Origin of the sequence: Longimicrobium terrae, assembly GCF_014202995.1 — a bacterium.
Taxonomy (GTDB): domain Bacteria; phylum Gemmatimonadota; class Gemmatimonadetes; order Longimicrobiales; family Longimicrobiaceae; genus Longimicrobium; species Longimicrobium terrae.
Window position 1 is genome coordinate 783,972 of record NZ_JACHIA010000001.1, and the last position, 21,450, is coordinate 805,421.

15 protein-coding genes are annotated in these 21,450 nt (G+C 70.1%); 7 read left to right on the forward strand and 8 right to left on the reverse strand.

Annotated elements, in window-relative coordinates; all coding sequences use genetic code 11:
• The first annotated feature begins 208 nt into the window (after positions 1-208).
• The 5 genes from HNQ61_RS03530 to HNQ61_RS03550 all read left to right on the forward strand — a co-directional run bounded on the left by HNQ61_RS03530 (position 209) and on the right by HNQ61_RS03550 (position 5,640).
• Complete coding sequence (locus HNQ61_RS03530; RefSeq protein ID WP_205761171.1) at positions 209-982, forward strand: rhamnogalacturonan acetylesterase; 774 nt, start codon at positions 209-211, stop codon at positions 980-982.
• Positions 979-3,243, forward strand: coding sequence for a pectate lyase (gene pelA / locus HNQ61_RS03535; RefSeq protein WP_170031910.1), 2,265 nt, complete (start codon positions 979-981; stop codon positions 3,241-3,243). Before HNQ61_RS03530 ends, pelA (HNQ61_RS03535) begins: the two co-directional genes overlap by 4 nt.
• 85 nt (positions 3,244-3,328) lie before the next feature.
• On the forward strand, positions 3,329-4,639 hold the full coding sequence (gene pelA / locus HNQ61_RS03540) for a pectate lyase (protein WP_170031913.1): 1,311 nt from the start codon (positions 3,329-3,331) through the stop codon (positions 4,637-4,639).
• A 166-nt stretch (positions 4,640-4,805) separates the two neighbouring features.
• On the forward strand, positions 4,806-5,261 hold the full coding sequence (locus tag HNQ61_RS03545; RefSeq protein WP_170031916.1) for a TonB-dependent receptor plug domain-containing protein: 456 nt from the start codon (positions 4,806-4,808) through the stop codon (positions 5,259-5,261).
• 190 nt (positions 5,262-5,451) lie between these two features.
• Complete coding sequence (locus HNQ61_RS03550; protein WP_170031919.1) at positions 5,452-5,640, forward strand: hypothetical protein; 189 nt, start codon at positions 5,452-5,454, stop codon at positions 5,638-5,640.
• A gap of 462 nt (positions 5,641-6,102) precedes the next feature.
• Here the strand turns inward: HNQ61_RS03550 and HNQ61_RS03555 are convergent, their stop codons facing one another.
• The 8 genes from HNQ61_RS03555 to uxaC all read right to left on the reverse strand — a co-directional run bounded on the left by HNQ61_RS03555 (position 6,103) and on the right by uxaC (position 19,583).
• Positions 6,103-7,716: a RagB/SusD family nutrient uptake outer membrane protein gene (locus HNQ61_RS03555; RefSeq protein ID WP_170031922.1), complete on the reverse strand. Its 1,614-nt coding sequence runs from the start codon at positions 7,714-7,716 to the stop codon at positions 6,103-6,105.
• A gap of 76 nt (positions 7,717-7,792) precedes the next feature.
• On the reverse strand, positions 7,793-10,972 hold the full coding sequence (locus HNQ61_RS03560) for a SusC/RagA family TonB-linked outer membrane protein (protein ID WP_170031925.1): 3,180 nt from the start codon (positions 10,970-10,972) through the stop codon (positions 7,793-7,795).
• Positions 10,973-11,382: 410 nt separating this feature from the next.
• Positions 11,383-12,720, reverse strand: coding sequence for an MFS transporter (locus tag HNQ61_RS03565; protein ID WP_170031928.1), 1,338 nt, complete (start codon positions 12,718-12,720; stop codon positions 11,383-11,385).
• A 5-nt stretch (positions 12,721-12,725) separates the two neighbouring features.
• On the reverse strand, positions 12,726-13,724 hold the full coding sequence (locus tag HNQ61_RS03570) for a sugar kinase (RefSeq protein WP_170031931.1): 999 nt from the start codon (positions 13,722-13,724) through the stop codon (positions 12,726-12,728).
• Positions 13,721-14,419 carry a bifunctional 4-hydroxy-2-oxoglutarate aldolase/2-dehydro-3-deoxy-phosphogluconate aldolase gene (locus HNQ61_RS03575; protein ID WP_170031934.1) on the reverse strand — a complete coding sequence of 233 codons (699 nt, stop codon included), beginning with the start codon at positions 14,417-14,419 and terminating at the stop codon, positions 13,721-13,723. Before HNQ61_RS03575 ends, HNQ61_RS03570 begins: the two co-directional genes overlap by 4 nt.
• 68 nt (positions 14,420-14,487) lie before the next feature.
• Positions 14,488-15,978, reverse strand: coding sequence for a tagaturonate reductase (locus HNQ61_RS03580; protein WP_170031937.1), 1,491 nt, complete (start codon positions 15,976-15,978; stop codon positions 14,488-14,490).
• A 648-nt stretch (positions 15,979-16,626) separates the two neighbouring features.
• Entirely contained in the window at positions 16,627-18,114 is a 1,488-nt protein-coding gene (locus HNQ61_RS03585) for a UxaA family hydrolase (RefSeq protein WP_170031940.1), read from the reverse strand.
• Positions 18,114-19,583 carry a glucuronate isomerase gene (gene uxaC, locus HNQ61_RS03590; RefSeq protein WP_170031943.1) on the reverse strand — a complete coding sequence of 490 codons (1,470 nt, stop codon included), beginning with the start codon at positions 19,581-19,583 and terminating at the stop codon, positions 18,114-18,116. The genes HNQ61_RS03585 and uxaC overlap by 1 nt, the downstream gene beginning before the upstream one ends.
• A 167-nt stretch (positions 19,584-19,750) precedes the next feature.
• Between uxaC and HNQ61_RS03595 the strand changes: the two genes are divergently transcribed.
• Entirely contained in the window at positions 19,751-20,974 is a 1,224-nt protein-coding gene (locus HNQ61_RS03595; RefSeq protein ID WP_170031946.1) for an ROK family transcriptional regulator, read from the forward strand.
• 63 nt (positions 20,975-21,037) lie between these two features.
• Positions 21,038-21,280 (forward strand): hypothetical protein, encoded by a 243-nt coding sequence (locus tag HNQ61_RS03600; RefSeq protein WP_183685434.1) that lies wholly within the window; start codon positions 21,038-21,040, stop codon positions 21,278-21,280.
• The last annotated feature ends 170 nt before the right edge of the window (positions 21,281-21,450 follow it).

The following is a 21,450-nucleotide window of genomic DNA, read 5'->3' on the forward strand; positions in this document are numbered from 1 at the left end:
ACAAACCGCGTCGACGCACGGAACCTGTTCGCTCCGGCGGGTCTCCGCCTGAACCGGACACGTCGACCCGCGCCGAAGTGTCGGATGCAGTCCGCGAAGGCGGACTTCGCGCCGTTGTTGCCGCGACTTCAGTCGCCCCAGCGGACTTCCGGTTCTCCAGCGTACCCGCATCCACACGGATCGGGGAAAACCCCAGCCCCATCGCTCGATGCGCACGCTCCGCCTGATGCTGCTGCCGCTGCTGCTCCTGCTCACCGGCTTCGCCCTGTGGGACCGCCCGGTCACGCTGTACCTGGCCGGCGACTCCACCATTGCCCAGAAGCTGGTCACCCGGCGTCCGGAAACGGGATGGGGAGAGCGGCTGCAGCAGTACTTCGACATCGATCACGTCCGCGTCGCGAACCTGGCGCGAAACGGCCGCAGCACGCGCACCTTCATCTCCGAAGGCCGCTGGCAGGAGATCGTCGACGGGATGCACGCCGGCGACTACGTCTTCATCCAGTTCGGCCACAACGACGCATCGGTAGAAAAGACCGACCGGTACACGCCACCGGCGGACTTCCGCGCCAACCTCACGCGCTTCGTCAACGAGGTGCGCGCCAAGGGCGGATATCCCGTGCTGATGACGCCGGTGATGCGCCGCCGCTTCAACGCCAGCGGCGAGTTCTACGACGCGCACGGCGAGTATCCCGGCATTACCCGCGCGGTCGCGGCCGAGCTGAACGTGCCCCTCATCGACGTGCACCGAGCCAGCGAGCGCGTGATCCGCGAGTATGGCCCGGAGCGCTCCAAGTCGCTCTTTCTGCACCTCGCGCCGGGGGAGAACCCCAACTATCCCCAAGGCCTGTCGGATGATACACACTTCTCGCCGCTGGGCGCGGAAGTGATGGCCGGGCTCGTCGTCGACGGCATCCGTGAGGCGCGCCTGCCCATCGCCGCGCGCATCGCCCGGCCGGACAGCACGCCCGCCGCGCCGCGATGACCGTGCGCTCCGCCGCGTTCCGCCTGCTGATCCCCGCCCTCGCCGCCGCGGGGATGATCACCCGATCCGCCGCCGCGCAGCCGCCAGTGGAAGGCCCCGCGCAGCCGCTTGCCGCGGAGCGCATCGCCGCGCTTTCCGCCACCGAGCGCACCGCGTGGCAGACGTATCTCCGCGCCTCACGCGCGGCCATGGCGGCGGACCGCGCCGCGCTCGCCGCCGAACGACGACGTGCATCACCCACCTCCGCGCCCAACGGCCCGGACCTGAGCGGGTTTGACGAACGCCCGGACTCGTGGTTCGCCGGGGACGAGGCGCGCCGCTTGGCGAACGCCATCGCGAGCTACCAGACGCCAAATGGCGGCTGGTCCAAGCACATCAATTTCACCGCCGGGCCGCGCCGCCCGGGCCAGAGCTACGCGCCGGGCGAGTCGTGGCACTACGTGGGCACGTTCGACAACGGCGCCACCACCACGCACCTGCGCTTTCTTGCACGCGTGATGGCGGCGAACGGATCATCCGTGCACCGCGCCGCCTACCTGCGCGGGGTGGATTACGTGCTCGCCGCGCAATTCCCCAATGGTTGCTGGCCGCAGGTGTACCCGCTGGAGGGCGGCTACCACGACGCGGCTACGTTCAACGACGACGCCATGCTGCGCATCCTCCGCTTTCTGGGCGAGGTGGCGGATGGGCAGCCGGGGTTCGTTCCATCCGCGACCCGCGAGCGCGCGCGCCACGCGGTGGCGCTCGGGACCGAGTGCATCCTCGCCAGCCAGGTCATCGTGGACGGGCGGCGCACCGGGTGGGGCGCGCAGCACGACCCGCTCACGCTCGCCCCGATCGGCGCGCGGCGGTACGAGCACGCGTCGCTCAGCGGCAAGGAGGGCGCGGCCATCTTCCGCTGGCTGATGGAGATGGAGCGCCCCTACGAGCGCGTGCAGACCGCCGTGCGCGGCGCCGCGGCGTGGCTGCGCGAGCAGATGCTGTGGGGATACACGCGCCAACCCGGCCGGCCCCCGGTCGTGACGCCGGGCGCGGGCCCGCTCTGGGCGCGCTTCTACGAGGTGGGGACCAACCGGCCCATCTTCAGCAACCGCGATGGCGTGATCCGGTACGACTGGCGCGAACTGGCGGACTCCGCCTGGGGATACGGCTGGTTCACGGACGAGCCCATCCGCGCGCTGGCGGAATACGATAACCGGTGGTCGCGCGAACACTCCGGATCGCCCATCGCGCCGGCCCCCGCCAGAGCGGCGAATGCCATCGTGGACGCAGCGTATCGCGGGATGGATGGAGAGCGCAGGGGCGGGATCCGGACCTATCGCTCCATCGGCGCGGCGCTGGAGGCGGCAACGCCCTCATCCGACACCCCGTGGACCATCCGCGTACGCGACGGGCGGTATCGGGAGAAGCTGAGCGTCACCAAGCCCAACATCCACCTGATGGGTGAGAGCCGGCGCGGAACCGTGCTCACCTTTGACGCCGCCGCGGGGCAGCCGTCGCCGGGCGGGTGGACGTACGGAACGCGCGGCAGCTTTACCCTGCGCATCGCCGCGCCGGGGTTCCGGCTGGAGGGGATGACGGTGGAAAACGCATACGACCTTCCCGCCAACGCCGCGCTCGCGGAGGACGATCCCGCCAAGCTGCGCGGCACGCAGGCCGTGGCCGTGATGCTGGATGAAGGCAACGACCGCGCGGTGTTTCGCGACTGCGCCATCACCGGCTATCAGGACACGCTCTTTCCCAACGCGGGCCGCTCGTACTTCAACGGCTGCGAAATCGTCGGCAGCGTGGACTTCATCTTCGGGTGGGGGCGCGCGCTGTTCGAGGACTGCGACATCATCTCGCGCGACCGCGGCTCATCTACCAACAACGGGTACGTGACGGCCCCCAGCACGGCCATCACTCAGCCGTACGGCTTTGTGTTCCTGGGCGGGCGGCTGCGCAAGGAAAACCCGTCCATGGCGCCGGGATCAGTCACGCTGGGGCGGCCGTGGCACCCGTCGGGAAAGCCGGACGCCATCGGCAGCGCCGTCTTCATCAACGTGTGGATGGACAACCACATCGCCGAGCGCGGGTGGGACCCCATGAACAGCACCGACGCCGCGGGCCGCCGGGTAGAGAACCAGCCCGAGGACGCCCGCTTCTACGAGTTCGGCTCCACCGGACCGGGAGCCGCCATCAATCCCAGAAGGCGCCAGCTCACGGCCACCGAAGCGGCCGCCGTCACCGCCGCCGAAGTGTTCGATGGATGGATTCCGTGACGGGCGAGGACCGGGGCGCTCAGCCTGGAAGGCTGACGCTCCACCATCCGAGCCCGGCCACCGCACGCACATCTACGGAGTTCTGATGAACCGCAGCCTCTTCGCATTGCGCCGCGCCCGGATGGCGGCGCCGCTGCTGTGCTCCGCCAGCGTGCTCCTGGGCGCGTGCGCACCCGCGCAAGCCGCCCCCGCGGACAAGCCCGCATCCGTTGCCGCCACGAGCGCGCCCGCGCCCGCCGCCCGCGCCGCGCAGGACACGTTGCTGGCGATGTCGCGAATCGTGTCCCTGCCGGCCGCCGAGCGCGCCGCGTGGACGCGCTACGTGCAGACCTCGGCGGAGAACCGGCGGCGGGACCGCGCCTTCATCGACGCGGAGCTGCGCGCGGCGGGAAAGGATGCGTTCACGCCCGCGCCGCAGGGTAACGGTTTTTCCGTGCGCTCGGCGATGAACGAGGCCTGGTTCCGCACGGACGAGGCGCGGCGGCTGGCGGACATCCTGGTCAGCTACCAGACGCCCACCGGCGGATGGAGCAAGCGCACCGACTACGTGCACGCGCGGCAGCCGGGCGAAAGCTTCGGCAGCGACGACCGGTGGACGTGGATCGGCACGCTGGACAACGGATCGACGACGGAGCAGCTGAACTTCCTAGCCCGGGCCAACGCCGCGCACAACGTTGCCGCGTACCGGGATGCGTTCGCGCGCGGCATCGAGTACCTGCTCGTTTCGCAGCAGCCGAGCGGGTGCTGGCCGCAGATCTACCCGCTGGAGGGCGGCTACCACGACGCCGCGACGTACAACGACGACGCCACCGTGCACGCGCTGCAGGTGCTGCGCGCCACCGCCACCGGCGAGCACGCGTTCGTCCCCGCGGAGCTGCGGGCGCGCGCGGCGGCGGGGGTGGAGCGCGGCGTGGGATGCATTCTCGCAACGCAGGTGGCGGTAAACGGCAGAAAGACCGTCTGGGGCGCCCAGCACGATCCCATCAGCCTGGTGCCGGTCAAGGCACGCGCGTACGAGCACGCCTCGCTCACGGGGCGGGAAAGCGCCGCCATCCTGGACTTTCTGCTGGGCGTACAGAACCCGTCACCGCAGGTGACGGCGGCCATCCATGCGGCGGCGGCGTGGTTCCGGGAATCGGCCATCACCGGCTACGCATATGTTCCGCGCGGCAACCTGACGCCGCAGGCGGGCGCCGGGCCCATCTGGGCGCGCTTCTACGAGATCGGCACCAACCGGCCCATCTTCAGTGACCGCGATGGCGTGATCCGGTACAATCTGTCCGAGATCGGCGACGAGCGGCGGACCGGGTATCTGTGGTATACGGACGAGCCGGCGACGTCGCTGCGGCGGTATGAGCGGTGGATGCAGAGGCAGACGGCAGGGAATAGGGAATAGGGAATAGGGAATAGGTGGGGCGGCGATCGGGTTGGGCGCCGCCCTCCTTCTTTGCCGAGACCGCGGCTTCGGCATGAGTTCGCCGATCGGCTGCTGATCGGAGGACCCGCTGTACTCTCGTACTGTCGTAACTTCGCGCGCTCGCCCTCCACCCGGGAGATCCTCCATGCGCCCTTCTTCCCTTCCCCGCCACGCGGCGCGTGTTGTCGCGCTTCTCGCGTTCGCCATCATCCTTGGCGCCTGCCGCCACCAGGAGCCGGAAACCGAGCCGTCCACGGGCGAAGAGGTGGAGGAGGAGCGGCAGGAGAGCTACGGTGCGGGGCGACCCGTGGCGCGCGCGGAGGAACTGATGGCGGGGCGGTTCTCGGGCGTGCAGGTGATCCAGATGCCGAACGGCGAGATCGCGGTGCGGGTGCGCGGACGCAGTTCGTTCCTGGGGAGCGGCGACCCGCTGTTCGTGGTGGATGGAACGCCGATGGATCCCGGGCCCGGCGGCGCGCTGCTGGGCATCAACCCCGCCGACATCGTCGACATCCAGGTGCTGCGCGACATCTCATCATTGGCGGAATATGGCGTGCGCGGCGCCAATGGCGTCATCCTCATCACCACTCGGCGGCCGTAGAGCCAAGCGGTCGGCATCCGGAAAATGCGCCCAGAGTCGAAACGTTTCGCGCCGATCATTGAACGGATATGTTGTGGATGGGAATCGCTCGCGGTCATCTTTCGGTAGTCACGATCCCGACACTTCTGGCACTCGGGGGGCGCGTCCACCGTGGCGAGCCGCCCTTCCTTTCACGACGATGGAGGACGCGATGAAGAAGATGAAGCTGGATGTGGAGGCGCTGCGCGTGGAGTCGCTCGAGGCCGCCCCGGCCACGGCTGGCTGCGGGACTGTGCGGGGTCACGCCTCGCCCGCCTATCCCACCTACGAGCTGACCTGCACCGGCGACTGCAACACGCTCCAGTACGGGGTTGAGAGCTGCTGGTACGTCTGCCCTTGAACGCGTGAGGCGGGGAGGGGAGAACGACGACTCAGCGCGCTCTGGATGGTGTGGCGCGGCCGCGGGCAGCCCTCACCCCCCGGCCCCCTCTCCCGCAAGCGGGAGAGGGGGAGACCTCAGCGCGGCGGCTGGCCACGGCACAGGTGGCAATCTGTCGAGCAGTTGAAGCCCCGAACGGCGCCTGTGGGCGCCGTGTCGGGGCTTTCCGCTGTTGGAGCGGCGGATTCATTCGCTCCAGACACTCGCCGCCACACTCGACTCCGCAGCACGCACCGAGTCTTCTGCCCCGCCCCAACCCTCCCCCAGTCTTTTTTGGGGGAGGGTGGGCCGGTGGTGCCGGCCCGGGTGGGGGCCGCCCGCGAACCCGCCGGAACGCCCCAATCCCCATCGATTCCTCCGACAAAGAAGGGGGCGCCTCCCCGAACCGGGAAGGCGCCCCTTTCACATCATCCATCCAAACCCTTACCAGCCCGGCGTCTGCACCAGCTGCGGGTTGGTGGCCAGCGCGGCGGCCGGCACCGGGTAGAACTTGTAGCGGTCCTCGATGTTGCCGTTGTTGGCCCCCACCTTGGGCACGCTGTTGCCCCACGGGCTGGCGTTCAGGTTCTGCCCGCCGTTGGCGACCGTCTTGCCCGCCTGGATGTTGGCCTGCACGCGCGCCTTGCTCCACTCCCAGTGGCGCTGCATGTCGAAGAACGCATGCCCTTCCAGCACCAGCTCGTACCGGCGCTCGATCTGGATGGCGTCGCGCAGCTGCGACTGGTTCATGGTGCGGGGCAGCCGGCCCAGCCCGGCGCGCAGACGCACCGCGTCCACCGCGTCAAACGCGTCGCCCGTGGGACCCTGCAGCTCGTTCAGCGCCTCGGCCCGCGCCAGCAGGATGTCGGCGTAGCGCAACAGGATGTAGTCCGTTTCCTCGCCCGCGCCCGTAAGCGCCTGCGGATCCAGGTACTTGCGGGGGCTGGGGCCGCCGCCCGGCGTGCCGTAGTTGGTCTGCTGCGTGGCCGTCATCGTGCGCGACCAGGTCAGCGCGCCGCGCGTGGGGTGCGTGTACGACGTAAGCCAGGTGGCCGCCTTGCGCTTGTCCGTGTCAGACCAGTCGCGGTAGAACGGCCACTCCGAGTAGAACGACACGCCGCCCGCGTTGGCGCCCGACAGCCCGCTGCCAATGGGCGCCACGTGCTGCGCCAGGCGCCCGCCCTGCCCCGTCACCCGCGTGTTCTGGATGGCGAAGATGATCTCGGCGTTGTTCTCGTTGTCCAGCGCGAACACGCGGGCAAAGTCCGGCAGCAGCTGGTAGCGGCCGCCGTCCATCACGGTCTTGGCCTCGTTGGCCGCCGCCGTCCACGACGCCGCCCCGCCGCCGTGCACGCCCGCGTACTGCAGGTGCACCTTGGCCAGCAGCGCGTGCGCCGCGCCGCTGGTGGCGCGCCCGGTGTTGTTCCCCGACACGCCGGCATAGGTGGCCGGCAGGTGCTCGGCCGCGAACTGCAGGTCCTCGATGATGGCCGCGTACACCTGCGCAACCGGGGTGCGCGGAATGGCCAGGTCGTTCAGCGTGCGCACCTCTTCCAGCCGCAGCGGCACGTCGCCGAACAGGCGGACCAGGTTGAAGTAGTGCACCGCGCGCAGAAAGCGCGCTTCACCCACGATGCGGTCGCGCAGCGCCGCGTCCATGTCGATCCCCGGCACGTTGCTGGTGACCGAGTTGGCCGCGCCGATGGCCGAATACGCCGCGCCCCACACGGTGGGGAGGTAGACGTGCTCCGCCGTGTAGTTGTACGCGTCCAGGCTGCCGCGGTCGTGCGTGGCCCCGTAGCGCGAGGTGATGGCTTCGCCCGGGTATTCCACCAGCATGTAGAAGTTGCGCCCCATGTAGTCGTCGCTGCCGTACCCCTGCGGCGCGTTGAACGAGGCGTACACGCCGTTGACCGCCGCCAGGGCGTCATCGGCGTTCTTGTAGAAGTTGCCCGGCCCGATGAAGTCCTGCGGCACTTCCGCCAGGAAGTCGTCGCTGCAGGCGGTCATCCCCAGGAGCAGGGGGGCGGCCACGAAGGCCGCGAAGCGCTTCAACATCATCATTCTCCAGAGAAGCGTGCGGAATCCGGTGGAAGCGCGCCGCCGGCGGTGTGCCGGCGGCGCCCGCCCGGGATCAGTAGCCGACGTTGACGCCCAGCGTGATGGTGCGCGAGAGCGGATAGGCGCCCACATCCACGCCGCGGTTCACGTTGCCCACGCCCATGCTGCTCACGTCCGGGTTGTATCCGCTGTACTTGGTCCACGTGTGCAGGTTGTTTCCCGACACGTACAGCCGCGTCTCGCGCAGGCCGCGCTGGCGGATCCACCGGCTGGGCACGTTGTAGCTCAGCGTCACGTTCGCCAGCCGCACGAACGAGCCGTCCTCCAGCATCGTATCCACGTAGTTCGATCCGATCGATCCCGACGTCACCCCGATGGCCGGATACTTGGCGTCCGGGTTTTCCGGCGTCCAGCGACCGTAGAAGCGGTCGCGCGTCACGTTGGTGGTCGGCGTGCCGCCGTCCAGCCGGATCAGGTTCAGGTTCAGCACGTCGGCGCCGATGCTGCCGCTCACCAGCGTGCTGAGCTCGAATCCGCGCCACGCCACGTTGCTGTTCCACCCCACGTTGTACTCGGGGTTGGGGTCGCCGATGACGGTGCGGTCCAGTTCGTTGATGAGTGAGTCGCCGTTCAGGTCCAGCACCCGCGACTCGCCCGCCTTGAAGGAGCGGGTGGGGAGCTTGGCCGGATAGTTGGCCGCCTCCGCCGAGTCGCGGAACAGCCCCTGGGTCTGGTAGCCGTAGAACACGCCGATGGGGTAGCCCACGCGGATGTCCGTGCCCGGGAAGTTGAAGTTGGCGCTGATGCCCCGCACGCGCAGCACGTCAACCGGGCCCAGGTCGATGACCTTGTTGCGGTTGCGCGAGTAGATGAGGTTGTTGCTCCACCGGGCGGTGGTCTGCCCGTCGCCGCGCACCGGGTTCAGCCCCAGCGCCACTTCCCAGCCGCGGTTGCGCACTTCGCCCGCGTTCTGGAACGCCTCGCGGAAGCCCGTCTCCAGCGGCAGCTGCACCTGCAGCAGCAGGTCGGTGGTGCTGCGGTTGTAGTAGTCCACCGTCAGGGTGGCCAGGTTGTCCCACAGCCCCAGGTCCATCCCGGCGTCGAACTGGCGGGTCGTTTCCCACCCCAGCTCCTCGTTGGCCAGGCTGCCCGGGCGGTAGCCGGTGACGATGGTGCCGCCGAAGCTGCCGTTGCGCGGGTCCAGCGTGGCCAGCGACTGGTACGGGCGCACGCCCGCGTTGCCGGTGGCGCCGTACGCGACGCGGAACTTGAGGTCGTTCACCTGCTCGTTGTCGCGCAGGAACGACTCCTCCGACGCGCGCCAGGCAAAGGCGCCGCTCGGAAAGAAGCCCCACCGCCGCTGCGGGCCGAAGCGCGACGAGCCGTCGTAGCGGCCGGTGGCGGTAAAGATGTAGCGGCCCAGCAGGTTGTAGTTCAGGCGTCCCAGGTACGACTGCAGCGCGGTGCGCTCCTCGCCCGACGTCACCAGCGGCCCGCCCGAGCGGTTGCCGGCGTTGATGTCGTTGTAGCCCAGGATGTCGTTGATGAAGTTCTCGTTCAGAATGCTGGTGCGCGTGGTGTGCTGCACCTGGCGGCTGAAGCCCACCACGGCGTTGACCAGGTGGTCCTGGCCGAACATGCGGTTGAAGTTCAGCGTGTTCTCGTTCAGGAACGAGTTGCTTTCCGTCCGCGCGCGCACGGCCTGCCCGTTGGTCTGCTCGCCGCGCAGCGTTTCCCGCGGCCAGTAGGTGTCGCGCGAGCGCTGGCTGATGTTGGCGCCGAAGGTGGAGCGCAGCGTCAGCCCTTCCGTCAGCGTGTACTCGGCGAACGAGTTCCCCAGGATGCGGTCGTCGCCCAGGTTGTCCTTCATGTTGGCCAGGACGGCCACCGGGTTCTGAATGTCCTGCAGGGTGATGGCGCCGGTGATTTCCTGCGGGGCGTCATCCAGCATGTTGCTGTAGCTGCCGTCCGGCCGGCGGACCGGCAGGGTGGGCAGGTACTGCAGGGCCGCCGCGACGGCACTTTGATCGCTGCCGCCCACCGCGCCGTCCGTGGGCGCGAACTGCGTGGCCACCCGGCTGCCGGTAAGGTTGCTGCCGATGCGCAGGCGGCTGCCCACCTGCTGGTCCAGGTTCAGCCGCAGCGACATGCGGTCGAACGCCGACCCCAGCACCACGCCGTCCTGGTTGAAGTAGCCGGCGGAAACCGCGTAGCGCGTGGCGTTGTTGCCGCTGGTGCCGCCGGTGACGGAAAGCTGGTAGCTCTGCATCGGGGCCTGGCGGAAGATGCGGTCCTGCCAGTCGGTGCTCGCCACGTTGGTCGGGTCCGCGAACAGCGGCTCGATCTCCTGGCTGGCGGCCCACTCGTTGGCGAACTGCGCGTACTCCGGCCCGTTCAGCAGGTCGTAGCGGTGCGCCACGTTCTGGATGCCGGTGAACGCCTCGAAGTTGAAGCGCGGGGCGCCCGCGACGCCCTGGCGGGTGGTGATGAGCACCACGCCGTTGGCCGCGCGCGATCCGTAGATGGCGGTGGCCGACGCGTCCTTGAGCACCTGGATGCTCTCGATGTCGCGCGGGTTCAGCGAGGTGAGCGGGTTGGGCGCCACGGTGATGCCGCTGGCCCGGCCGCCGCTTCCCGCCGCGTCCGCCGCGTAGTCCACCTCGATGGGAAAGCCGTCGATCACGTACAGCGGCTCGTTGCTGACGCCTTCGGAGATGGAGGTGCCGCCGCGCACGCGGATGCTGATGCCGCCGCCGGGGGCGCTGCTGGCCGTGCTCACCTGCACGCCGGGCGCGGTGCCCTGCAGCAGCTGGTCCACCGACACCACGGGGATGTCGCGCACGGCCTCCACGTTCACCGAGGCCACCGAGCCGGTAAGGTCCTGGCGGCGGGCGGTGCCGTAGCCCACGGCCACGATCTCGTCCAGCTGCAGCACCGACGAGCCGATCTGCAGGTCCAGCGTGGCGGTTCCGCCGGCGGGCACCGTCACGGTGCGCTCGGCGGTGGCGTAGCCCACGCGCGTGGCGCGCACCGAGTGCGTCCCCGCGCTCACGCCGGTCAGGGTGTAGCGCCCGTCCGGCCCGGTCACCACGCCGCGCGTGGTGCCGTCAAGGGACACCGACACCGCGGGCACGGGCGCGTTGGACTGCGCGTCCGTGACGACACCTGTAATGCGGCCGGTGTCCTGCGCGGTCAGGCGTGCCGGCATCACGGCACAGGCCAGCAGGACAAGGAGTGCAGCGGTCCATTTCATCGCGGACTCTCCGGAAGGAAGCGACCCTCGGGGTCGGGGTGGGGGAGCATGCGGGCGGGCGTGGCGCGCCGTCCGGCGAACGAGGTGCGGAGCGTTCGCCCCATTTGCACCCATACGGAACAAATTCATCGGGTCGGGCGGATGGCCCCCTGCCCTGACCGGCCCGGCCGCCGCGCGGCACGCATCCGCCGCCTGCGGACCGGGTTGGCCCGCGTCGCAGCGGCCCGGCGGGAGGGCCGCGTGTGCCGCCGGCCGTGCCCGCCATCCCTCCGGAGCCGCGCTGAGGAGGGCGGTTCCGGAGGATTTCCGGGCGGAAACACCATATTGTTCCCGCTCGGAACTATCTACCGTGCAAAGCTAGTGCGTATCCGATCCCACCGCAACGTTTTCGGCTGCGTTTTCGTGACGGATCAGTCGCCGTCCAGGTTGGCCGGGGTCAGCCGCGGCACCATCAGGTGCATGATCAGCAGGGCCGTCACGTACGCCAGCCCGCACATCACGAAGATGATGGAGTAGTTGTTTCCCGTGGCGTCCAGAATGCGGCCGGTCAGCCGCTGAAAGAGGAAGCCGCCCATCGCCCCGGCGAATCCGCCGATCCCCACCACGGACGCGACGGCGCGGCGCGGAAACATGTCGCTCGCCGTCGTGAACAGGTTGGCGCTCCACCACTGGTGCGCCGCCGCCGCCACGCTCACGATCCCCACCGCCACCCACAGCGTCTCGGCCCGCGGGGCGAACATCGTGGGGACGATGAGCAGGGCCGCGACCAGCAGCGCCGCCTTGCGCCCCGCGTTCACCGTCCAGCCGCGCTTGATGAGGTTGCTGCTCAGCCATCCGCCGCCCACCGAACCGACGTCCGCGACCACGTAGATGACCACCAGCGGAAGCGCGATCTTGCCCAGCTGCACCCCGAAGCGCGCGTCCAGAAACTTGGGCAGCCAGTACAGATAGAACCACCAGATGGGGTCGGTGAGGAACTTGGCCAGAAAGAAGGCCCAGGTCTGCCGGTGGCGCAGCAGGCTCAGCCAGGGCACCGCCGTGGTCGCTTCCGCGGGATCGCTGCGGATGTACGCCAGCTCCTGGCTGGATACGCGCGGGTGCTGCTCCGGCGAGCGGTACACGATCAGCCACGCGGCCAGCCACAGAAAGCCCAGCGCGCCGGTGACGATGAACGCCTCCCGCCATCCCCAGACCAGGGTGATCCACGGCACCATGATGGGCGCCACGATGGCGCCCACGTTGCTGCCCGCGTTGAAGATTCCCGTGGCCAGCGCGCGCTCCTTCTTGGGGAACCACTCCGCCGTGGCCTTGATGGCGCCGGGAAAGTTGCCGGACTCGCCCAGCCCCAGCGCCCCGCGGGCCCAGCTGAACCCCGCGGTGCTGCCGGCCAGTGCGTGGCTCATGGCCGCCAGGCTCCACGCCACGATGCTGAACGCGTATCCCTTGCGCACGCCGATGCGGTCCATCAGCCGGCCCATGACCAGAAAGCCCACCCCGTAGGCAAAGCTGAACGTGGAAACGATGTCGCCGTACGCCGCCTCGCTCCACCCCAGTTCCTTGGTGAGCGTGGGCGCCAGAATGCCCAGCACCTGCCGGTCGATGTAGTTGATGGTGGTGGCAAAGAAGAGCAGCGCGCAGATCGTCCACCGGTAGCCGGCGCCGGGTGTGGCCGCCCACGCCGCGGTGGCGGCCTCCGCGGAGGCGGCGGCCGCGCGCTCCCCGGCCACGCGTTGATCGGTTGCGGACATGCGGCTTACCCGTTGCGGTTGATGATGGCGTCGACCTCGTCCACGGTGACGCGGTTGAAGTCGCCGGGAATCGTGAGCTTGAGCGCGCTGGCGGCGGTGGCGAACTCCAGCGCCTGGGCGGCGGGGCGGCCGTCCAGCGTGGCGTAGATGAGCGCGGCGGCAAAGCTGTCTCCGCCGCCGACCCGGTCGACGACCTGCACCTGGTAGTGGCGGCTGGCGTGCAGTTCCCCCGTGGCGGCGGTGTAGAGCGCGGTGCTCCACCCGTGCTCCGACGCGCTCACCACTTCGCGCCGCGTGAGCGCGACGGCCTTGCATCCCAGCTCCGCGGAGACGGCTTCCGCCGCGGCGCGCAGCACGCCGTCGCTCTCGTTGCCGGGCTCGCCGGCGCGTACGCCCAGCATGGCGGCCACCGCGCCCGGGTTGCCGACCATCACGTCGCACCCGCGCACCAGCTCGCGCGTGACGGGCGCGGGGTCGCGGCCGGTCCACAGCGCGGGGCGGTAGTTGAGGTCCACGCTCACCCGCACGCCCAGGTGCCGGGCGACTTCCACCGCGCGCAGGGCGCTGGCGGACGGGCCCTCGCCCAGCGCCGGGGTGATGCCGCTGACGTGGAACCAGTCCGCGCCGTGCAGAATCATCTCCCAGTCCAGCGCGTCCGCCGCCATCGTCGCGAAGCCGCTGTTCGCGCGGTCGTACACGACGCGGAGGGCGCGCAGGTCGGCGCCGCTTTCCACGAAGTAGATGCCCAGCCGGTCGCCGCCGCGCAGCACGTTGTTCGTCCGCACGCCCTCCGCCCGCAGTGCCGCCAGCGCCGCGTCGCCCACGGCGTTGGCGGGCAGGCGCGTCACGTAGTCGCTGCGCACGCCCAGGTGCGCCAGGCTCGCGGCCACGTTGGCCTCGCTGCCGCCAAAGAAGGTGCGCAGCTGCGGGGACTGAAAGAGGCGCTCGCTCCCCGGCGGGGAGAGGCGCATCATCAGTTCGCCAAAGGAAACGACGCGCTTCATGCCGCACCTCCGCGCGCCGCCATCACCGCCTGCACCGTCCGCCGCGCGCGCTCCGTCAGCGTGGCGAAATCACCCGCATCCACCAGCTTGGCATCCACCAGCGCGCCGCCCAGCCCGACGGCCGCGGCGCCCGCGCGGATCCAGTCGCCCGCGTTTTCCGGCGTCACCCCGCCCGTGGGGCAGAGCTTGAGGAACGGCATGGGCGCCAGCACGCCCTTGATGAAGGAGGGCCCCAGCGCCTCGGAGGGAAACACCTTTACCATGTCGGTGCCGGCGCGGTGCGCGCGCAGGATTTCCGTCGGCGTAAAGGCACCGGCCAGCGCGGCGGCGCCCATCCGCTGCGCCTCCTCGACAACTTCCGGTTCAAAGACGGGGCTCACGACGAAGCGCGCCCCGGCGTCCACCGCGCGGCGGGCCGTTTCCGCGTCCAGCACGGAGCCCACGCCCACGAGCAGGCCGTCGCCGTCGTCCGCTTGGGCTTCGCGGGCAAGCTGTTCCACGGCGCGCAGGGCGTCGGGCACGGTCATGGTAACTTCGATGGCGCTGATGCCGCCCGCGTGCAGCGCGCGCGCGGCGGGGAGCACCGCGTCCGCGCGGTTCAGGCGCACCACGGCGACCGCGCCGAGCGCTTGCAGGCGCTGGACGACCCGCTGGCGCTCATCGAGCGCGGAGGTAGGCAGAGTTGCGGCTGTCATCCCTGTACAGGCACGTGGGTGGATGGAGGATCGAACGTTCGCACGGAACTGCGGCGCGACGGTGGAGCTCAGGCCGGCACGCCGGCGGAGCGCTCCAGGTGTGCGGCGAGGGCGGACTCCACGCCGTCGCGGCGGATGGCGTCCAGCGCGGACGCGGCGGCGGCGGCGAAGCCGGGAACGCGGTCCAGCTCCGTTCCCCACAGCTCCGCGTCGGCGCAGATGCGCTGGACGACCGTCTCGGCGGATGCGTCCGCGCCGGCATCCGTCCAGTGCGCGCGCACGCGGTCGCCCTGGTCGTCGGCCAGCCCGCCGCCGTCGCGCACAAAGAGCAGATACGCCGCAAACCCGAAGGCCAGCGACTCCGGCGCGCGCCCAGTCCGCTCCGCGTAGCGCACCACGGTGGGGACGATGCGCACGCGCATCTTCATGGTCTGCTGCAGCGAAATGTCGGTGAGCGCGTGCTTTACGTACGGATTGGCGAAGCGGTCCAGCACGGCCAGCGCGTACTGCGCGCTCCCCGGCGCGTCCAGCGTGGGGACGATGTCGTCCAGCAGCGCGCCGCGCAGGAACGGGCCGACCAGAGGATGATTGACCGCCTCCAGCACCGTCGTGCACCCGGCGAGCAGCGCGGCGGGAACGGTGATGGTGTGCGCGCCGTTCAGCATGCGCACCTTGCGCTCGCGAAAGAGCGAAACGTCCGCGGCCACCGTGACGCCGTCGATGCCGGCGAACGGAATGCGGGCGCGCAACGCGTCATCCGCTTCGATGACGAACAGGCGGTACGCCTCGGCGACGGTCAGCAGTTCATCGCGATAGCCCAGCGCAGTCTCGGCCTCCGCGCGCGCGTCCGCCGCCGGCGTGCCGGGGACGATGCGGTCCACGAGCGTGTTGAGGAACGGCACCGCGTCGCGGATCCACCCGGCGAAGCGCGGGTCCAGCGCCCACCGCTCCGCGAGGGCAAGGACGATCTCGCGCAGCTTGCTGCCGTTGTTCTCGATCAGCTCGCAGGGAAGGACGAGAACGCCGCGCGCGGGATCGAAGTCAAAGGCGCGGGCGCGCTCGTACAGGAAGCGCGCGAGCTTGCCGGGAAAGGAGCGGGGCGGCGACAGCTCCGGCTGGTCGTCCTGGTCGAGGACGATGCCGACCTCGGTGGTGTTGCTGAAGACCAGTTCCAGCTCCGGCGCGCGGGCGCAGGCGAGCACCTGGTCCCACTCGTCCGTGGCGGAAAGCGCGCGGCTCACCACCCCGATCACGTGCTGCTGATGGACGGGCTCGCCGCCGCTGATGCCCTGGACGGAAAGCGTGTACAGGCCGTCCTGTTCGGCGAGGGTGCGGTCGCGGCCGCTGCCGGTGCTGCCCACCATGACCACGCGGCCGTTGAAGCGGCCGGCCTCGTTGGCTTCCTGCAGGAACGCCTCGACAAAGCCGCGCAGAAAGGCGCCGGTGCCGAACTGCACCGCGCGCTCGGGCAGGTCCAGCAGCGCGGGCGACGGCACGTGCAGACCGGTGCGCGGCGCGGCGGAGGCCAGGAGGTCGCGGTTCAGAACGGGCAGGGACATCGGCGGTCGTGTTTCCGGTTGATCGGATGGATTGGTATCGTTCGCTGCGGAGGATTCAGCGCGTGCCGCGGCTGTGAGGCCCCTCCCCCGGCCCCTCCCCGATTCCCTCCCGGCCGAAACGGAAGCGCGCGGAGAGCGGAGAACTGCTGGATCGTGTGCTCCGGATGGTTTGGCGCGGCGGCGGGCAGCCCTCACCCCCCGGCCCCCTCTCCCGCAAGCGGGAGAGGGGGAGACCTCAGCGCGGTGGATGGTTCGGCGCGCGTCCGCGGCTTTTACCCGGCGGTTGAAACCGCGCCTCGAAAGACACGAAGTCCGCCTTCGCGGACTGGGCGCCGGCTCTGCTCGGGTCCCCGGGCTGTTGAAGCCCCGAACGGCGCGCGAAGCGCGGTGTGTCGGGGGTTCCCGCTGTTCGAGCGGCGGATTCATTCGCTCAACAGAGTTCGCGCACACGCCGACCTAGCCACCCGCACCGCACCCTCCGCCCGCCCCCACCCTCCCCCAGTCTTTTTTGGGGGAGGGTGGGCCGGTGGTGCCGGCCCGGGTGGGGGCCGCCCTGAAGCCCGCCCGTCGCACCGCTCTCGTACTTCCGTACTGCCCTTCCGCACTCACGCACCCCGCACCCCGCACTCACGCACTTCCCTTCCCTCCCTACAGCGTCACGCCTTCCTTCCAGATGGCGATCTCGCGGTAGCCGTTCACCTCGTTGTTCGTGCGCTTGCGCCCCGAGGCGACGTCCAGGATGTACGCGAACAGCTCGTCCGCCAGCTGCTCCGCCGTCACGGTTCCATCCAGAAGCTGGCCGGCGTTGAAGTCGATCCAGTGCGGCTTCTTGGCGGCGATGGCGCTGTTGCTGGCGATCTTCACCGTCGGCACCGGAAATCCCAGCGGCGTGCCGCGGCCCGTCGTAAACAGCAGCACCGTCGCGCCGCTCGCCACCATCGCCGTCGACGAAACACCGTCGTTGCCCGGCGCTTCCAGCAGCGACAATCCGCCCGGCGCCGCGGGCTCGCCGTAGCGCAGCACGCGCTCCACCGTCGCTCCACCGCCCTTCTGAATCGCGCCCAGCGACTTCTCTTCCAGCGTCGTCAATCCGCCCGCCTTGTTGCCGGGGGACGGGTTCTCGTACACGGGCTGGTTGTGGCGGAGAAAGTATTCCTTGAAGTCGTTCACCATCTCCACCACCTGCCCGAACACCTGCTCGTTCGCGGCGCGGTTCATCAGCACCTGCTCGGCGCCGAACATCTCCGGCACTTCGGTGAGGATGACGCCGCCGCCCAGCCCGGTCAGCCGGTCCGCGATCCGTCCGACGAGCGGATTCGCGCTGATGCCGCTGAACCCGTCCGATCCGCCGCACTTGTGGCCGATCACCAGTTCGGACGCCGGCACCTCCACGCGCTGGTCGTTCTCCATCCGCGCGACGAGTTCGGCGACGGCGTCCAGCCCTTCCTCCACCTCATCCACCACGTCCTGCGTGTTGAAGAAGCGCAGGCGCGTGCCGTCCACCTCGCCCGCCATGGCGAGCAGGCTGGCCATCTGGTTGTTCTCGCAGCCCAGGCCCAGCACGAGGACGCCGCCCGCGTTCGGGTGGCGCAGCAGGCCGGCGAGCACCTTCTGCGTGTTATCCAGATCGTCGCCCAGCTGGCTGCATCCGTACGGGTGGGAAAAAGCGAAGACGCCGTCCACCCGCCCCGCGAAGCGCTCGTTGGCCGCGCGGGCGATGCGCTCCGCCGCCGTGTTCACGCAGCCGACGGTGTTGATGATCCACACCTCGTTGCGCGTACCCACGCGGCCGTCCGCGCGCCGGTAGCCCATGAACGTCGGCATTTCCGCCGGGGGCGAATCGCACAGGCGGTGCGTGGGGCGGTACTCGTACTCCAGCGTGCCGCTGAGCCGCGTGCGCATGTTGTGCGAGTGCAGCGACGCACCCGCGGGCACCGGCTGCGTCGCCTCGCCGATCACGAAGCCGTACTTCACGACGGGATCGCCGGCATGCAGCGGCTCCAGCGCCACCTTGTGCCCGGCGCCCACGTCTTCCGCCAGCACCACGCCCGCCGCCTCCGCGCCCGCCATCAGCGGCACGACGGCGACGGCGACGTTGTCGTCAGGGTGGATGCGGATCGCCGTCGGCGCCTGCATCACGCCCCCACGCCCGCCATTGCGGCGGATTCGGGGACTTCGGCCGGCTGGTCCAGGCGGTACGTCTTGCGGGCCAAGTCGTACGCCAGCGCGCGGGCAAGCTCGTGCGCGTCCTCGGCCTCGATCACGTGGCGGGCGACCAGTCCGGCCAGGAAGTCGGCGTCCATGCGGCGCGACAGGTCGTGCCGGGCGGGGATGCTGCAGAAGGCGCGCGTGTCGTCGTTGAAGCCGGCGGTGTTGTACAGCCCGGCCGTCTCCGTCGTCTGCTCGCGAAAGCGCTTCATCCCCTGCGCGCTGTCGTGGAACCACCAGGGCGGGCCCAGCCGCAGCGCGGGATAGTGCCCGGCCAGCGGCGCCAGCTCGCGCGCGTAGGTGCTTTCATCCAGCGTAAAGAGGATCAGCGTGAGGCGCGGGTCGTTGCCGTACTCGTTCAGCAGCGGCCGCAGGTTGCGCGTGTACTCCGTCGCCACCGGGATGTCGGCGCCCTTGTCCAGCCCGAAGCGCTCGAACACGCCGGTGTTGTGGTCGCGCAGCGCGCCGGGATGCAGCTGCATCACCAGCCCGTCCTCGGTGGACATGCGCGCCATCTCCATCAGCATGTGCGCCTCAAAGCGCCGCTGGTCCGCCGCCGTCGCTTCTCCCGCCAGCGCACGGGCGAACAGGCGCTGCGCCTCGTCATCCGCCAGACGCTCCGTGTACGGCTCCACGACGCCGTGGTCCGTGGCCGCGGCGCCCATCGACCGGAAGAAGTCGCGGCGGTCCTGCAGCGCATCTACGAACGCCGCGTAGTCGCCGATCGCCATCCCCGAAGCGGAGGCGAGCGCGGCGATGTGGCCGTCCCATCCCGGCTGGGCGATCCGGAAGACGGCGTCGGGGCGGAAGGTGGGGATCACGCGCCCCTTCCACCCGGACTCGCGGATCGTGCGGTGGTGCTCCAGCGGGTCCGCCGCGGCGTCGGTGGTGCTGAGGACTTCGATGTTGAAGCGGTCGAACAGCGCGCGGGGGCGGAACTCGTCGGACTGCAGGCGCTCGGCGATCTGGTCGTACACGCGCATGGCGGTGCGGCCGTTCAGGCGCGTGCGCACGCCGAACACCTCGTACAGCTCCTGGTTGAGCCAGGCGCCGGTGGGCGTTCCGCGGAACAGATGGTAGTGGTCGGCGAAGGTCTGCCAGATCTTGCGCGGATCACTCTCCACCGCGCTGCCGTCGCGGGTGGGGACGCCCATGCTTTCCATGGGCACGCCCTGCGAGTACAGCATGCGAAAGATGTAGTGGTCCGGCACCACGATGAGCGTCGTGGGCTCCGGAAAGAAGTCGTTGTTCGCGAGGAGCGCGGGGTCCACGTGGCCGTGCGGGCAGACCAGGGGCAGATCGCGCGTCCGCTCGTACAGCGCGCGGGCGATGGCGCGAACGGCGGGATCGGGATCGAAGAAGCGGTCTTCGTGCAGGACGAGCGCGTCTGAATCCATCGACGAGTGCGGGACGGAGCCCGGGCAGAAAGGCGTCGAATCAAACCGGTCCGGAGAGCCCCGCCAGCCCGGACACTTGCGGCCCGGCGGCCCGATCGGCATTTTGTTCTCACTCGGAACTAACGGCCAATGTATCCGTCCCGCCGCCATCGCGCAACCGGCAGATCATGAGCCTGCGAAAGATCAACGTCCGCAACTTCACGCTCGCCACGCGGTCCACCTCGCGCGAGATCAACCGGCAGATTCTGCTGAACATGGTGCGCGAGCACCAGCCGATTTCGCGCGCCGACCTTTCCCGCCGGCTGAACATCAGCCGGGGGCGGGTGACCGCGCTGGTGAACGAGCTGCTGGAAGAGGGCGCGATCTACGAAGGCGCCACGGTGGATACGGCGCGCGGCCGCAAGCCGCAGATGCTGCACATCCGCACGCGCGACCGCCTCGTGGTGGCGGCCGACGTGCGCTTCAGCCGCACCTGGGTGATGCTGAGCGACTTCGCGGGGACGCAGATCGCGGTGGAAAGCTTTCCCACGCGCGTGAACCCGGACGAACTCGTCGCCGAGCTGGCCGCGGCGACGGAGCGCCTGCTGCGCACCTACGGCGGCGACGGCGACTGCGAGGGCTTCGGGCTCGTCGTCCCCGGGATGGTGGACCAGCGCAATGGCCGCATCCTCAACAGCCCGCAGCTGGGGTGGCGCGACGTGGACATCCGCGACGCGCTGAGCAAGGCGACGGGGATTCGCGTGCAGGTGGAGAACGCGCCCATCGCCTGCGCGCTCGCGCAGATGTGGCTGGGGCAGCGCGGCGGCGACATGGGGGACTTCGTCTACGTCACCGTGGGCGACGGCGTGGGTGCCGGGGTTGTCGTGAACGGACAGGTGGTGCGCGGCTACGGGCACACCGCGGGCGAGTTCGGCCACGTGCCGCTGAACCCGCTGGGCCCGCGCTGCCTGTGCGGCGCCAGCGGCTGCTGGGAGGCGCACACCTCCAATCTGGCCACGCTTTCCCGCTACCTGGGCCGCGAGCTGACGCAGGCGGACACGCGCGAGGTGCTGGATGAAACGTCGCTTACGATGGATGAGCTGATCACCCGCGCGCGCACGGGCGACGCCGCGGCGCTGGAGGCGCTGGACGAGACGGGGCGCTACCTGGGCCGCGGGCTGGCGATGATCGTGAACGCGCTGAACCCGGCGCGCATCTTCATCGGCGGGGAGATTACGGCGGGGTGGGACCTGGTGGAGAAGTGGGTGCGCGCGGAGATCGCCGAGCGCGCGCTGACGACGGCCGCCGCGGCCACGCCCATCATCCCCGAGCAGACGGTGAGCAACCCGCGGCTGCGCGGGGCGATCGCGCTGGTGGCGGCGCCGGTGTTCGCCGCGCCGCAGGTGGCGTAGAGCGCGGACGGCGGCGGGCCTGGTGTTCGCCGGAGGATTCGCGCGTCCGCCATCCAGGAGCGAATGAATTCGCCGCTGGAAATGCACGAAGTCCGCCTGCGCGGACTGCATCCGCGGCTCTGGCGCATTGCGATCAAACGCCGGCTCGGCCGCACGTCGCCGGCGGCGCGGTGCGTCGCGATCAGTTCCGGCGCGACCGCCATCCAGGAGCGAATGAATTCGCCGCTGGAAGAGCACGAAGTCCGCCTGCGCGGACTGTGTCGGCGGGTTGGGTGCGCGGGGCGGAGTTGGCTCATTGCACGGTAGGTGTCAAGGCCCGGGTGATTATGTGGGTCGGCACGGAAGAGTCCTGGGCTCTTCTGGTACCAGTCGAGCATCGCGTCGCGCGGCGTCTTGTGGCCGAGCGCACGCTGGGGAATGTGGCCCAGGTAAACCTTCAGGTACTCGTCCAGTCCGGCCCTGAGCTCATCCTCGGA